15 protein-coding genes are annotated in these 14986 nt (G+C 41.9%); 10 read left to right on the top strand and 5 right to left on the bottom strand.

Translation table 11 applies throughout. The features are described from left to right. Positions 1–69: 69 nt before the first annotated feature. The 4 genes from L4D09_RS12560 to L4D09_RS12545 all read left to right on the top strand — a co-directional run bounded on the left by L4D09_RS12560 (position 70) and on the right by L4D09_RS12545 (position 3549). The gene (locus L4D09_RS12560) at positions 70–1995 is read left to right on the top strand and encodes a RecQ family ATP-dependent DNA helicase (protein WP_428457848.1); all 1926 of its coding nucleotides are present in this window, start codon (positions 70–72) and stop codon (positions 1993–1995) included. A gap of 216 nt (positions 1996–2211) precedes the next feature. Next, positions 2212–2562 carry a DUF3316 domain-containing protein gene (locus tag L4D09_RS12555; RefSeq protein ID WP_428457847.1) on the top strand — a complete coding sequence of 117 codons (351 nt, stop codon included), beginning with the start codon at positions 2212–2214 and terminating at the stop codon, positions 2560–2562. 178 nt (positions 2563–2740) lie between these two features. Beyond that, positions 2741–3046: a YfcZ/YiiS family protein gene (locus L4D09_RS12550; RefSeq protein ID WP_428457846.1), complete on the top strand. Its 306-nt coding sequence runs from the start codon at positions 2741–2743 to the stop codon at positions 3044–3046. A gap of 338 nt (positions 3047–3384) precedes the next feature. Then, complete coding sequence (locus L4D09_RS12545) at positions 3385–3549, top strand: hypothetical protein (protein WP_428457845.1); 165 nt, start codon at positions 3385–3387, stop codon at positions 3547–3549. Between the two features lie 99 nt (positions 3550–3648). Here the strand turns inward: L4D09_RS12545 and L4D09_RS12540 are convergent, their stop codons facing one another. The 4 genes from L4D09_RS12540 to L4D09_RS12525 form a co-directional block, all read right to left on the bottom strand. Next, entirely contained in the window at positions 3649–3921 is a 273-nt protein-coding gene (locus L4D09_RS12540) for a DUF1496 domain-containing protein (RefSeq protein WP_428457844.1), read from the bottom strand. Positions 3922–4141: 220 nt separating this feature from the next. Then, entirely contained in the window at positions 4142–4489 is a 348-nt protein-coding gene (locus tag L4D09_RS12535) for a RidA family protein (protein ID WP_428457843.1), read from the bottom strand. 54 nt (positions 4490–4543) lie between these two features. Continuing rightward, a complete protein-coding gene (locus L4D09_RS12530; protein WP_428457842.1) occupies positions 4544–5245 on the bottom strand; it encodes a DNA alkylation repair protein in 702 nt (233 codons plus the stop codon). Between the two features lie 149 nt (positions 5246–5394). Then, positions 5395–6216, bottom strand: coding sequence for a cytochrome c (locus L4D09_RS12525; protein WP_428457841.1), 822 nt, complete (start codon positions 6214–6216; stop codon positions 5395–5397). A gap of 310 nt (positions 6217–6526) precedes the next feature. Between L4D09_RS12525 and L4D09_RS12520 the strand changes: the two genes are divergently transcribed. The 4 genes from L4D09_RS12520 to L4D09_RS12505 are packed head-to-tail and all read left to right on the top strand — an operon-like array spanning position 6527 to position 11272. Further along, a complete protein-coding gene (locus L4D09_RS12520; protein WP_428457840.1) occupies positions 6527–7894 on the top strand; it encodes a glutamine synthetase family protein in 1368 nt (455 codons plus the stop codon). Positions 7895–7921: 27 nt separating this feature from the next. Continuing rightward, positions 7922–9361, top strand: a complete 1440-nt coding sequence (locus L4D09_RS12515) for an aldehyde dehydrogenase family protein (protein WP_428457839.1) — start codon at positions 7922–7924, stop codon at positions 9359–9361. A gap of 7 nt (positions 9362–9368) precedes the next feature. Next, positions 9369–10532, top strand: a complete 1164-nt coding sequence (locus L4D09_RS12510; protein WP_428457838.1) for an iron-containing alcohol dehydrogenase — start codon at positions 9369–9371, stop codon at positions 10530–10532. 8 nt (positions 10533–10540) lie between these two features. Beyond that, positions 10541–11272 (top strand): glutamine amidotransferase-related protein, encoded by a 732-nt coding sequence (locus L4D09_RS12505; protein WP_428457837.1) that lies wholly within the window; start codon positions 10541–10543, stop codon positions 11270–11272. A gap of 22 nt (positions 11273–11294) precedes the next feature. On the opposite strand, the gene L4D09_RS12500 is transcribed toward L4D09_RS12505, so the two are convergent. Next, positions 11295–12182, bottom strand: coding sequence for a DMT family transporter (locus L4D09_RS12500; RefSeq protein WP_428457836.1), 888 nt, complete (start codon positions 12180–12182; stop codon positions 11295–11297). Between the two features lie 420 nt (positions 12183–12602). Between L4D09_RS12500 and L4D09_RS12495 the strand changes: the two genes are divergently transcribed. After that, on the top strand, positions 12603–13745 hold the full coding sequence (locus tag L4D09_RS12495) for a PseG/SpsG family protein (RefSeq protein ID WP_428457835.1): 1143 nt from the start codon (positions 12603–12605) through the stop codon (positions 13743–13745). After that, on the top strand, positions 13742–14983 hold the full coding sequence (locus L4D09_RS12490; protein ID WP_428457834.1) for a DegT/DnrJ/EryC1/StrS family aminotransferase: 1242 nt from the start codon (positions 13742–13744) through the stop codon (positions 14981–14983). The genes L4D09_RS12495 and L4D09_RS12490 overlap by 4 nt, the downstream gene beginning before the upstream one ends. Positions 14984–14986 lie beyond the last annotated feature (3 nt).

Below are 14986 nucleotides of genomic sequence, written 5' to 3'. Positions count from 1 at the left end.
ATTAACTTAGGCAATACCCGATAGAATTCGTTATTATCTGGGTATTGCCTGATTTAGCTAACCATTTCTATGTATCATCAAACGCTTAAGCACTACTTTGGCTTCGATAGCCTACGTCATGGACAAGAGGATGTCATTACCAAGGTTCTCGACGGCCAATCTGCAGCGGCCATTTTCCCGACAGGCTCAGGAAAATCGCTTTGCTACCAACTTCCGGCCTTGCAGTTACCGCACTTAACGTTGGTGATTTCCCCGCTGTTAGCATTAATGAAAGATCAGCTCGACTTCCTTCATAGCAAAGGGGTTCCTGCCGCATCGATAGATTCAAGTCAAACCTGGGAGCAGACTCAGCAAGTCATGCAAGGGGTGAGAAATGGCGACATCAAAGTATTAATGATATCGGTTGAGCGATTGAATAACGAACGCTTTCGTCATTTTATCTCACAAGTACAAACGTCGCTGCTGGTTGTCGATGAAGCGCACTGTATCTCTGAGTGGGGACATAATTTCCGCCCCGACTACCTCAAACTCCCCCAGCACCGCCAAGCACTCAACATACCGCAAGTGCTACTTCTTACTGCAACGGCAACGCCTGCGGTTATCGAAGATATGGGTAAAAAGTTTGCTATCGACAAAGACAATATCGTCATTACAGGCTTTTATCGCTCAAACCTTGATCTTGCAATACTGCCAACGATTGAAAGTGAGAAAAAGTCAGCTTTGCTTAGCACGCTTGTGAAAGCCCCCCAGCAGCCAACCATCGTTTACGTAACCCTACAAAAAACGGCGGAAGAGTTAGCACAATGGCTATTACAGCAAGGTTATCAAGCACAAGCCTACCACGCAGGTATGGATAGTGAACAACGCCAGACGATTCAGCAAAATTTCATGCAAGGCCACCATCACTGTATCATTGCCACAATAGCTTTTGGTATGGGTATCGATAAGTCTGATATTCGTCGTGTTATTCATTTCGATCTTCCAAAATCAATTGAAAACTACAGCCAGGAGATTGGCCGAGCAGGACGGGATGGCAATACCTCTGAGTGCATCATGTTGGCAAATAAGTCAGGCGTGAATGTACTTGAAAACTTTGTTTATGGTGATACACCCGATAAGACAGCCATTGCGTTTATTCTGGAGCAGATCCAAGCAAATGATCAGCAATGGGAAGTTATGCTCTCACGGTTATCTAAAGACAGTAACATTCGCCTATTGCCACTAAAAACATTATTAGTTTATCTCGAAATGGCACAAATTATTGAGCCACAGTACACTTATTTTGCTGACTACCGCTTCAAGCTCTTGGTTGAACAAGAGTTCATCATGAACCAATTTCAAGGTGAACGACGTACGTTTGTTGGTCATATTTTTGCCTGCTCACCAAAAGCACGAACATGGCACACCGTTGACTTTGATGCGCTATGGCAAGCAACACGCACTGAACGAAAAAGAGCGGTTGCAGCCATCGACTACTTTAGCGAAAAAGGCTGGATAGCTCTCGAAAGTAAACAAATGACAGACGTATACCGTGTACGTCAAACACATTTCAACGTTCAAGAACAAGCCGACAGCCTTTACCAGTTATTTAAAGCGAAAGAAGACAGTGAAATTAATCGTCTGGCACGCATGCTAGGCTTCTTTGAAAATGAACAATGCCTCAGCCATACTCTTGCTGAATATTTTGCAGACCACAATGCACCGACGACCTGTGGTCACTGCTCAGTATGCCGTGGCACACCTGCACAGTTGCCAGCAGAGCCGACACTACCAGCGCCTTCAGATAACGTATTAAAAGCGTGGTGCGACCCGTTCATCAATGCATGCTCTGTCGCGCCATCGTTAGCAGCAATTACTCGTTTTTTATGCGGGATGACCTCGCCTTTAAATACCAAAGTAAAAGCAAGGCAAATGAATGGTTTCGGCCAGCTAGAGCATGTTCCATTTCAACAAACCCTAAAGCATGTAGCGCTCCTCTACCCAGCATTGAATTAAATCACGTTATAAGTGCTTGCCCTCAAAATGGGCAAGCACCTTTTACCTAGTATCACTTCTATCTTTCAGCAACTTTCCAACTGGTATAGACCTAAACCAGTAATAAATAAGAAAAAAAGTTACCTTACTTGCAAGATAAGCATGGCCGATGGGTCTATTCCTATGACAGTGGAACAACCTAAAAGTCATTGCTGTTAAAGAAGTGAGGATAAAATCATGAGTAAACTAATTATTACCATCGCTATAATCAGCTTTAGTGCTACATCATATGGCTTTACTCGTAATGTAAACCACGAGAGTTCAAATTTCACAACTGGCGTCAGTGATTCTCGTGAAGCCGCTTATCAGCAAGGACAAGCATTCACGCGTAACTTACAATCAGAGTCACCTCGGCAGTTAAAACGTACGCTGGGTATTTATGAGTATGGTTTGAATACCAATACCATCAAAGTTGACAATGCAAATGTTGAAATTGATGAATTTGCAACTGCATCCGGTGACGTTAAATACCGTACTATAGTCAATGTTAGCTACAGCTATGACAAATACGAACCCGATAACCGTTAATTTGCTACAGCCTTCTTCATCAAATTCCCCTTGGTCGATGAATAGTGGAAGGCTTGATTGAGCCTTCCCTATAAAGGCTGTCATATTTGTAAAATGAAAAACCCAATTAAGCCATAGCGATCTTTGTCACAACGTTTTAGAATATCCGCATAATATTAATGGAGATAGAGTAACAGTCATGGCAAATGAAGAATTAGATTTAGAATATCAAGCATGTGAAGCATGTGGCGTTTCTGCGGAAATGGGTTTCATGATTAATGAAGGCGATGATGTTGCTGAAGTCACCATTTTTGCTGGTGATAAAGCAGCACTTGAAGCTGAGCTAGCAAACTACCTAGCCCTTGCAAAAGAAGTTTGTGCTAACTACAAGCACGACGTTAGCCCACTAACTGACGAAAGTACGGAACTAACTGCTAGAATTCAGTTTGAGTGCAGTGCTGAAAAACTTATTTTCGAACTAAAATCACGATCACTAGCACGCTAAATACTACCGCTAACATTCATTTTATGTAATTCCATTACATATTACTGAACTATCAATCAAAGCCAATTCCTTTCCGAATTGGCTTTTTTTATCCAATTCATACGCTATATTTACCTATGTTGGTTGTTTTTATGCCCAAAAAGCTCATAAGCATGATTAACTGGTCTAATTTGTAACGCTACTATTTTTATATTCCATGTTATTAGCAAGCCAGATAAATACGTGAGGCGAATTTAGTTGTGGTAATTAAATTCATTTTGTATAAAAATAACATCATAGTATGAATCACATGGCACATAGTGAATTACTGTCACTATGAACAGAAAAGGAATAGTTCAATGCAAAGTAACAAAGCACGCGTGGTCTCAAACTGGAAGCCAACGAACGAACGTGAATCTGCGGCAATGAAAGAATTTTTAATGCAAGAAATGGGCGCAACTACCGAGCACCATCAAGGTGGAACGGGCAAACTAGCGCCCGACTCTGGTCGCCTAGTTCGCTAGAGCCAAGCTCGCTAGATATCGTCATAACTACGAATTAAGTAACAGTTCCCCCTGTTACCAAAAGCGCAATCTTATGAAAATAAGATTGCGCTTTTTCCTTTATGCTTTAACTCGATGCCACTTCAATTTACCATTCGTTTCGAACGAATTTTCAGGCTTGCATTCAAGCATGACCCCTTCGACGACAATAACAGCACCTAAAGAGTAACTTTTACCGTCGAAGTAACAAACCCTTTGATTTGTTAACGCCCCTTCTAACGTTAATGTTGGTTCATGACTAACAGAAATTGACTTTGCATATAGGTTCGATGAAAAACAGAGCATGAATACTAGCCCTAACCCACCCCATACTTTTCTCGTTACTTTATTCATATCCGTAGTATTTCCTTTAAGGCAACATCCATATATAACAGATACTGATATTACGCTTACATTAACAATCATACGATTATGAGTCAGTGATACCAATCTAGATAAGTAAATATTCATAATTTGCGCAAGGCAAATATAAAAAAACACCAGGTATTGGAAAAGACAACACTGCCTTACTCAATAAACCTGGTGTTTTTATAGCGCGTAAGTAACGCGGATTTTATTTCTCAGCAGCCACGACTGAAATTTCAACCAATAGTGCTTCACGCGCCATGCTTGCTTCAACACAAGCACGTGCTGGTGCGTGACCCGCAGGTACCCAATTGTCCCATACTTCATTCATATCAGCGAAATCTTTCATATCTTTGATATAAATAGTTGCAGAAAGCATGTGCTCTTTATCACTACCAGCCTGCTCAAGCAGCACTTCAACTTTGTCTAGCATTGTTTGAGTTTGCTCTTTAATGCCTTGTGTTGCATCGGCACACACCTGACCACATAGATATACTGTGCCATTATGTTTAACAATGCGACTCATACGCTGCTTGGTTTCTTGACGTTCAATCATTCTCTTGCCTTCAAATATAAGGGGATGCTAAATGTAACTGTTCACCATAGTGTATCAATTCATCCCTTCAGAGTTAAAGGAAAGCGCTTTAAGTGCTTCTTTCTTACTCAGTGATGAAAGGACATCATCATGACGCAGTACAAATTCACGAACATGATCAGGGTTCGTTTTGGCATATTCACGAAGCACCCAGCCAATCGCTTTACGTATGAAAAATTCCTTTTCGGCCGCTAACATTAATATGGTTTCTTCAAGCAAAAGAACATTTGTTTCTTCTTTATGCTTCAAATGCATTAACAACGAAGCTCGGCGTAACCACATGTTTTCAGACGTACGCCACTCAATCGCCTTGCTTTCTAGCTCTCGATGTTCTTGCACTAAACTACCGATTAAATTTGAGGCTATTTTATCGACAGTATCCCAATGAGTTCCTTCATTGAGCATTTCTTCATAAATAGAAAAGGCCTCTAAAGTGCGAAAAGCCTTATAATATTCGGCAACATCCATGGCTAAATATTGTTCTTCACGGTTTTCACCCGACCATAACCAAAGTACAAGACGTTGATACTCAGTAAAATTATCGATTTTGGTATGGTCTCTCGCTTGCTTGAAAATAGCTTTACGAGCTGGTGCTTTAACCCCATAAAAGGGTTGTTCGGTTTTCATATAAGCTTGCATCGCTTTGGCATCGTCTTTATCACCCGCCTCTGCCATGCGTTGTTGCATGAATATCACCATCGGTATTACCAGTGACATCAAAACTTCCTTTTTCTTTCTGATTTTTATATTAACAGCATTTGAACACAGTTTATTTCGAACACCAACAAAACTCCGATAGCAAAGTAAATAAATCACCCGAGCGATCAGGCAATTTTAAATCTCGCGCTAACGGTAACGCGTTTAAGTTACCTTTTGCTGAGTTTTCCTTGGTACTGAAGGTAATCTAGAATACTGTCAATTTGTGAAGTCTTTAAGTCTAAATGATCGGGCATTTGGGTATGGCGGAACTTCGATGGCTGCCGAATGTAGTCACGTACCATATCCCGATGGCGGTAAGACAAAATATTCATCGGCGCGTTTAGATCAGGTCCCACTTTGCCACCTTCTTGATCTATTGCGTGACACTTCATGCAACGCTCTTTAAACAGTGAAAAACCACTATAAACCTTCGAACTTTTTGCTACACCTTGGGGATATACTGCTGGGTACTGCGCCTGAAAATCAACAGTATCAACTTTAGCTAATTGATACGGCCAAGGATACGCATTTTTTGGGCCTTGTTCTTTCCCTTGCCAAACAATATAAAAAGGACCTGGATTCACTTGCTTATGCCCTATTCCCTCCCAATCCGGATAATCAAGATCGGCGAACACAATATAACCACCGCGATTAACCACTTTCTTATAGTCTGATACGGCTTGGTATCCATCCAATGCTGTAAAATTAATGTCAGTACTTAAAGTCTGTAACCAGCTATCACCATAAGCCAAACTCAATACGTCATGTAGCTTAAACGCATGATAGTTTTTATCTTTTCCATACTGAGGATCATAAATCGTGATCTTATGAGTTGGTAAAATTTGCTTCATCTTTTTAAGTGACAGTATTTGAACCTGCCTACCTGACTCGTAAAAGCTTAGCTCTGCAGCAACAACGTCCTTCATCATTAAAAAACTAGCGCACAGAAATAATACACATGCCTTGATCCATAAGGACACTGCTTTCATTACCCACTCCCTTATCGCCATAACTCTATTAATAGTTTAATTTCTTATAAATATAGACCTAATCATTTGTTTAAATTAAAGATTTATTAAAATCTTAGACAAACGGGGGGTGTGTCACATTTATCTCAATATAGTCAAAATTGATGCTCCCGGATAAAGGAACAACTTATCACACTAAATTTGACGAATTTTACCTGCCTACCTACGTTTAATAACAAACAACAAAATAATCCTACTTGGTCACAAGCACACTTATTACCGCGCCTTTACTTTTGTGACTGTTGTGTTGCCACCAGCAAAGGGATGATCTATGGAACCAAGAGACGTTACGAGCATTAACGATGCCAAACAGATCGTCGAAGAGCGTCAACTTAGCCATGTAAAAGTCGGACTGTTTGATAACGATGGTGTTATGCGTGGCAAATACATGTCTAAAAAGAAGTTTTTTTCGTCACTGGAGCATGGCTTTGCCTTCTGTGATGTTGTGCTCGGGTGGGATGTTAAAGATCAGCTTTATGACAATGCCCAATACACTGGTTGGCACACTGGTTACCCTGATGCCCCTGTTCGTATTATTCCTTCCACCTGCCGAGAAGCACTCGATGAAGATGGCATGTTGTTGTTTATCGCAGAATTTTCTCAAGATGCTGAAAATGTTTGTCCACGAGCAACGCTGAGAAGGGTACTAAATAAAGCCGCGAAAATGGGCTTTATTGCCAATTCTGCGTTCGAATATGAGTTTTTCTTATTTAAAGAAACACCTCACTCTATCCGTGAAAAAGGCTTTAGAAACCTCCAACCTATCACACCCGATTGGTTTGGCTATTCAATGATCCGCAACTCGACTTACTCTGAACTCTATAAGCGCATTCTTCAAATGGCTGAAACGATGGACTTTCCCATTGAGGGAATTCACTCGGAAACAGGTCCTGGTGTTATTGAAGCAGCAATTGCTGTTGATCACGCAAGTAATGCCGCTGACAAAGCCGCGCTTTTCAAAACCTACATGAAAGTGCTCGCGCAAAAAAATGAACTAATGGCCACATTTATGGCGAAATGGAGTAATGACTACCCAGGTCAAAGTGGTCATATTCATATTTCACTTAATCATCATGACGGCCGCTCTGCTTTTTATGACGCAGCTCAGCCTAATGGTATTAGTAAGTTACAGCGTCACTTTATTGCTGGGCAGCAACGATTAATGCCAGAGCTACTGTGTATGGTTGCTCCTTCGGTTAACAGCTATAGCAGAATGGTCCCTGGCTTTTGGGCACCAACCGATGCCACCTGGGGAATTGAAAACAGAACAGCAGCCCTTCGGGTTATTACAGGTTCAAGCAGCAGCCAGCGTATTGAATATCGTATTGGTGCTGCCGATGCGAACCCTTACCTTGCCCTGGCTGCAGCGCTGGGATCAGGGTTGTATGGCATTGAACACCAGTTAGAGCCTGAATCTCCCGTCATTGGGAATGCCTATGAACAAACGCATCGCCCTGATCTCGCTCTTCCTCGTAGTTTGTGGGACGCGACACAGCAGTTTAAGCAATCTTCTTCTGCACGCGCATTATTTGGTGACGCATTTGTTGACCACTTTGCCGCCTCGCGAGAATGGGAAGACAGAGAATTCCGCCAACACGTCACAGACTGGGAGCTAAACCGTTATTTTGAAATTATTTAGCACACTGTAAATAACGAGGTCATTGATATGAGCCGCCCAGTTCCGTTACCTATTCGCGATACTACGATCATTCAGGACGCAGACATCATTCTAAATACTATTTCTCCCGTTGACGGTAGTGTCGTAGCCTCAGTGTCACAGGCTAACCTTGAAGATATCGACCGTGCGCTGGACCTATCCAACCTTGCCCAGGTTGCTTGGCGAGAAACGCCGTTATCACAACGAAAATCTATCTGCCATAAAGCCATAGATGCACTCTTAAGCCACAAAAGCATGATAGCGAGCGAGCTAAGCTGGATGATAGGTCGGCCAATTAAATATGCGGCCAGTGAATTAAAAGGAGTAGAAGAACGAGCTCGGTATATGATCGAAATTAGTGACGATGCCCTCGCCCCCGTAATATTACCCAAAAAGAAGAATTTCACTCGCCGTATTACCAGAGAGCCTTTAGGCAGTATTTTAATCATTGCGCCTTGGAACTACCCCTACCTAACAGCGATAAACTCCCTCATTCCGGCGCTGCTTGCAGGCAACAGCGTGATTTTAAAGCACTCATCACAAACCCCATTATGCGCCGAGCGTCTACATCAAGCATTCACTAAAGCTGGGCTACCCAATGATGTATTTCAGTACCTACACTTAAATCACAAAAACACTGAACAGTTAATTGCTAGCGAACGCATTCAGCATGTAGTGTTTACCGGCTCGGTCAATGGTGGAGCCATTATCGAACAAGCCGCAGCAGGCCACTTTCATAGTATCGGGCTCGAACTTGGCGGAAAAGACCCAGCCTACGTGTGTGCCGATGCAGATATTGATGCTGCCGTAGAAACCCTGGTTGATGGTGCTCTGTTTAACTCTGGGCAATCTTGCTGTGGTATTGAACGGGTCTACGTTGATGCCGCAATTCATGATGAATTTGTCACTAAAGCCATCGCGATAATTAATCAGTATCGTTTGGGCTCGCCGCTCGAACTTGATACAACCATTGGCCCAATGGTTAGGGCTAGCGCTGCTGATTTCGTGCGCCAACAAATACGAGAAGCAACCGAGTTAGGTGCAAAAGCCCATATCGTTGAGTCTAACTTTCCATTGAGCAGAGAAGGTACGCCATACCTTGCCCCACAGCTACTCACCAACGTTAATCATCAAATGAGAATTATGACTGAAGAAACATTTGGTCCTGTTTTACCTATCCAAAAAGTCCATTCTGATAATGAAGCGATAAGCTTAATGAACAATAGTGAATATGGACTCACTGCCAGTGTTTTTACCACCAACATTAAGAGAGCGGTCAAGCTGGGTGAGCAGATCGAAACTGGCACCTTCTTTGTAAATCGCTGCGATTACCTAGATCCCGCTTTAGCATGGACGGGAGTAAAACACTCAGGAAAAGGTTATTCATTATCTCAGCTAGGGTTTGAAACACTAACTCGCCCCAAATCCTTCCATATTAAACATTGTTAGAGTAGCTATGACCATTATGCACTGGCACTATCCGACAGAAATCACAGTAGGTGAAAACACCAGCCAACAATTGCCTGACTATTGCTTATCTTTGGGAATGCAAAACCCTTTGATTGTCACGGATCCCAACCTTGCTGAAACCGATTTATTAAGCACACTCATTCAGTTTTGCGTACAACGGGGATTAACGGTTTCAGTCTTTAGTGAATATTCAGGTAATCCAACAGGTGCTCAAATAGAGCTCGGGATCAAAGTGTGTTTGAAAGGACAACATGATGGTGTCATTGCCATTGGTGGAGGATCATCGATCGATACTGGCAAAGCTATCGCCCTCGTTGCGAGGCAACAGCATAAGCTATGGGACTTTGAAGACCTTGGGGATAATTGGAAAAAAGCCAACAATGCTGACATCTTACCCATTATAGCCCTTCCAACGACTGCCGGAACAGGTTCAGAAGTCGGTCGTGCTTCAGTCATTACCGATGACACCGCCAAAGTCAAAAAGATCATTTTTCATCCGGATATGATGCCCAAACAAGTGATTTTAGACCCTTTACTGACCGCGAGTTTACCGCCACATTTAACCGCCGCAACGGGTATGGATGCACTATCACATAATATGGAAGCTTTTTGCAGCTCATCTTATCACCCCATGGCCGAGTCTATAGCCTTAGAGGGTATTCGCCTGTGTAAGCTCTATTTACCTATTACGTATGTTGATGGCAGTAACCTTCAAGCCAGAACACAGATGTTAATTGCATCAACAATGGGGGCAACGGCTTTTCAAAAAGGGCTTGGGGCAATGCATGCGATAGCGCATACCTTAGGAGCACGCTATAACCATCACCACGGTTTACTTAACGCCATTCTAATGCCTTATGTTCTGTGTGCTAATCAGCACTATCTGAAAGAAAAAATGCAACGCTTAGGCCGCTACCTTGATTTAGAACAACCTGACTTTATGGGCGTACTGGATTGGGTCATTCAGCTACGTCAGACACTCAGTATTCCACATACCTTAGCAGACATAGGCATTGATAATCGCGATATCAAACTGATAGCGACAATGTCTTTACAAGATGCCGCCGCGACAAGCAACCCGATCCATCTTAGTGCCATACAATACGAAGAGATAGTCCAACATGCCATTAATGGCACACTTGATTTATAGGTGAAGCCATGAAGATAGGTATATTACTCTGTGATGATGTCAGAGCGGAATTACAATCAGCACACGGTAATTATCCAGAGATGTTCAGTGCACTCATTGAACAAACTGATAACAGTATTAGGTTACAGTTTTATCGGGTAATAGATGGACAATACCCCCAGTCGTTAGATGAATGCGATGGCTATATCAGTAGCGGCAGTAAGTTCAGTGTGTATGATGAAAGCCGCTGGATTTATACTTTCAAAGCTTTCGTTCATCAACTCTATACCCAGCATATTCCGTTTGTCGGTATCTGCTTCGGCCATCAAATGATTGCTTGGGCTTTGGGGGGAGAAGTTACTCGCTCAGAGCATGGATGGGGGCTTGGCATAAAAGGAGTTACCTTTGAGGTTGCAGCACTAAAGCAACATAGTTGGCTGAGACCCCATATTGAGCAGTTTTCACTGGTTGTCAGTCATCAAGATCAAATTGTAGAGCCGCCCAAAAATACAAAAATATTAGCAGGAAGCACATTTTGCCCTTACTCAATGATACTGGTCGGCGAACATTTTCTTGGCATTCAGGGCCACCCAGAGTTCACCCCTGAATATTCATCAGATTTAATTGAAGCTCGAAAGGAGCTCTATCCTAAGGCTACCGCTGAAAAAGCGATAATCTCTTTACAACAACCGACTCACGCTCGTGAAGTTTCACAATGGGTGGTTAACTTTATTAAAAGCCGCGTTATGAATAAGGAGTAATGATAACGGCAATCAACGCCGCCTAATTAGCCGCTTTACTGCGAAGAACAACCGCAATACCACTTAAAATAATCAATGATGCAATGACTAAACGTAGTGATAACGACTCGCCTAAAACAACCACTCCCCCAACAGCAGCAATAACCGGTACACTCAATTGGATTGTTGCCGCAGTAGTGGATTGTAACTGTGGAAGTACTCGATACCACAACGTATACCCCATCCCCGAAGCAATCGCACCAGAGACAACAGCATAAGCCGTACCGGCAGCATCAAAGCTCAGCTGGGTTTTCATTATCCAACATAATACCACCCCCATAGGAACCGCTAACATAAAGTTTATTTGGGTTGCCTTTATGGGAGAGCTCACTTCTCTTCCCATTACCGAATAAACGCCCCATGCAACGCCTGCAATACTCATTATTGCGGCTCCTTCAACCGAAGGCGCACTTATACCCGGCATCATCAATATAACCAAGCCACCGAGTGCAAATAAAAAACCGCCCCATTGCCATCGTGAAAAACGTTCTCCTTGCCAGAAACCATAACCAATCATGGTCATCTGTACTGCAGCGAACAGAATCAGTGCACCAGCCGCCGCTGATAAATTAACATATGCATAAGAAAAACCCGCAGCATAGACAAAAAGCGCGGCAGCCATTGACCATGATTTGCGACTTGAAAGGCTGCTAGACCACCTATTGCTTTGCTTTCGCTTTCCTTCTCCGCTGAAATATTGCTTAAGACTAGAGGTAAGTAATAGAAAAACAGCACCAGATACAAGTCGAAGAAGCGTAAAGCTTGCAGGATCAATCGCTGTATCAAGCAACGCAATGCGATTTAGTAATGAGTTGCCCGCAAACGCCACCATTGTAATGGCGACAAAGAAAATCAATTTACTGTTTGCCATCTACTAGCCTAAAATCAATTATTAATAACAACAGCTACTATAACCGAAAAGAAAATAAATTTTGGCTATTTATTTCGTATCTTACAAATACAGCCATGGATATAATTATTTTTTAGTCATTATCGACAACAATATAATGTAAACTCATAAATACCTTAAAACAAAAAACATTGAAGTTAATCGCAATAACTAACAATTCACATTCCAATAAATAAAGAACTGGATTTCAATAGAAGTCCACATGCAACTAAACATTATATTTTTAAAAGCTAAATTTATGTCAAATTAAAATAAAATCACATTTTAAGCGAGAGAACATTAAAATTAAATGTTATAAATTTAACACATAAACAATCATCATCGGATTATTTGCACCTCACTAATCAATAATAACCTTATCACTTTTATTGTTAGTCAATAATGAATCTTTTCCGTCTTTTATTAGCTCAGGATTTTATGATAAATACAACCACCACAAAAAAATGGGAAAAAGATAAAAAATATTCACTTAATAAAAAAGTGGTCTTTGTCGTCAAAGGGATAAAAGGAAAAGGGCTAGGGCACTGCTTTCGAGCATGGACAATTGCTCAATCACTGCCAGCCGGCATTGATAGAACATTTATTCTTTCCCCCAATAGCCACTTAGGCGTTAAATTTTTCAAACAAAAGTTAGAGGATAACGTTGCTCTTTCAGATAACGATGAAGATATTATAAAAAAAATAATCGAAGCCAAACCTAAGCTTGTTATTAACGATATACTCAATACAGAACCCGAATATATTAAAACCATAAAAAAAATGAACATACCAGTCATTAATTTTGAGGATATTGGTTTAGGTAGTTTATATGCAGATTGTGTTATCAATGCAGTTTATAGTGACTCAGGTAACCATAAAGTATTATTTGGAAAAGACTATGCTGATATACGAAAAGATTTTGTTAAGCCTACACGGGAAAACATTAATAAAAACCCAACCGTTTCCGACATATTAATATCCTTTGGGGGAGAGGACCCTACAAATTTAACGCAGAAAACACTGAATATTATTGCTAAAAACCCCAAATTATCTAGTTTACATTATTACATTGCTCTTGGGCCAAGCTATCAGCATCAACACAACATTGAACATTTTGTAAAAACTAAAGGCATAAAAGCGACAATCATTGTGAACCAAGACATTGCTCCCCTCATGACGATTGTCGATATGGCGATTACAGCCAACTGTAGAACAGTATTTGAAACAGCCTTTATGTGCCTACCAACGGTCGTGATCTCCGCCAACGAACGAGAGTGTCTACATACCTTCTATCGAGAAGCCATGTTCCCCTACTGCGGAAACGGCCAACTCGTTAATGATGCCATTATTGAAAATAATATTCTGAAGCTCGCATATAACGCCGATATCAGACAAAGCATTGTCGAAAAGCTATTTACCATGGATCTGTCAAAAGGAATGGAGCGGATTATCGGCCAGATATCAAAATTCATAGGGCATACCAATGGGCATCAACCGCTTGTAACCCGTCATCTAACACATAACATCGAGAAGGAACTCTCATGAGTCATCAAGATTTCCCACCCTTTCCAGCCTGGCCAACATTTCATCCAGATAGCCTGATAGATATTGTTGAACCGCTAAAATCTGGAAAAGTAAATTATTGGACCGGTGATAAAGGCCGTGAATTTGAACAAGCTTATGCACACTGGTGTGGTACTGAATTCGCTATCAGTTGTTCATCTGGTACGTCGGCACTTCATACCATAATTAGTGCGATGGATATTGGCCCTGGCGATGAAGTTATCGTCCCATCATACAGTTTCATTGCCTCATCCTATGCTGTACTTCAAGCTGGTGCCATTCCAATTTTTTGCGACGTTTGCTCTGATCACACCATTAACCCTGATCGTATAGAAGCTCTTGTTACTGAGCGAACCCGCGCTATCGTCGTTGTCCATTTATATGGCGTTGTTTGCGATATCGACCCGATATTAGAAATAACTAGCCGCTACGACATTAAACTCATCGAAGATGCCGCGCAGTGTGTCGGAGGGGTATATAAAGGAAGGAAAGCTGGCACCCTTGGTCATGCCGCTGCATTCAGCTTTTGCCAAAGCAAGCATTTTACAACGGGAGGTGAAGGTGGAATGATCACCACAAATGACGAAACTCTCGCATGGGAGTGCCGATCATTTAGGGATCATGGCTTTGATGTAAAACAAAAGCTCGCTCTCTTAGAGATGGAAGAGAAAGACAAGTATATCCATAACCGTATTGGTTATAACTATAGGATGACCGAGATCCAATCCATTATTGGCCTCAATGAGCTCAAAAGGCTAGATACTTGGAACCTTGCCAACAGACGTAAAAATGCAGCGCTCTACCGTGAAAGCTTGTCAAACTGCGAGCACATCGAATATCTCCCACTTGATACAGAAGAAAGGCGTAACGCTTACTGGCTATTTCCAATCGTCTTTAATCAATCATTCGATGAAGAACGTACCGATCGCGTGTACAAAAAACTCGTCCAGCAAGGGGTCCCTGTCACCAAAGTGCTATGGCCTGAAGCTTACCGAGAAAAAGCTTACTCTGAGCTAATAGGTTTTGGCCGAGTCAATTTTCCGTTCCATTCCACTGAGTATACCGATTCAAAATCTATCGACTATGCGAACCAAGTATGTCCCATCGCTTACTCACTCTCCAAGCGCACCCTTAATCTACACCTGCACCCAACGTGGGAACCAGAACATATTGAAAGATGTGCCAGCGCGCTGTTAAACGCCCTTTACGACTCAGAATAATCT

It is taken from the genome of Photobacterium makurazakiensis (assembly GCF_050336715.1).
Taxonomy (GTDB): Bacteria; Pseudomonadota; Gammaproteobacteria; order Enterobacterales; family Vibrionaceae; genus Photobacterium; species Photobacterium makurazakiensis.
Note: the sequence above shows the minus strand (reverse complement) of the source record. Positions and strands in the feature narration are given on the sequence as shown.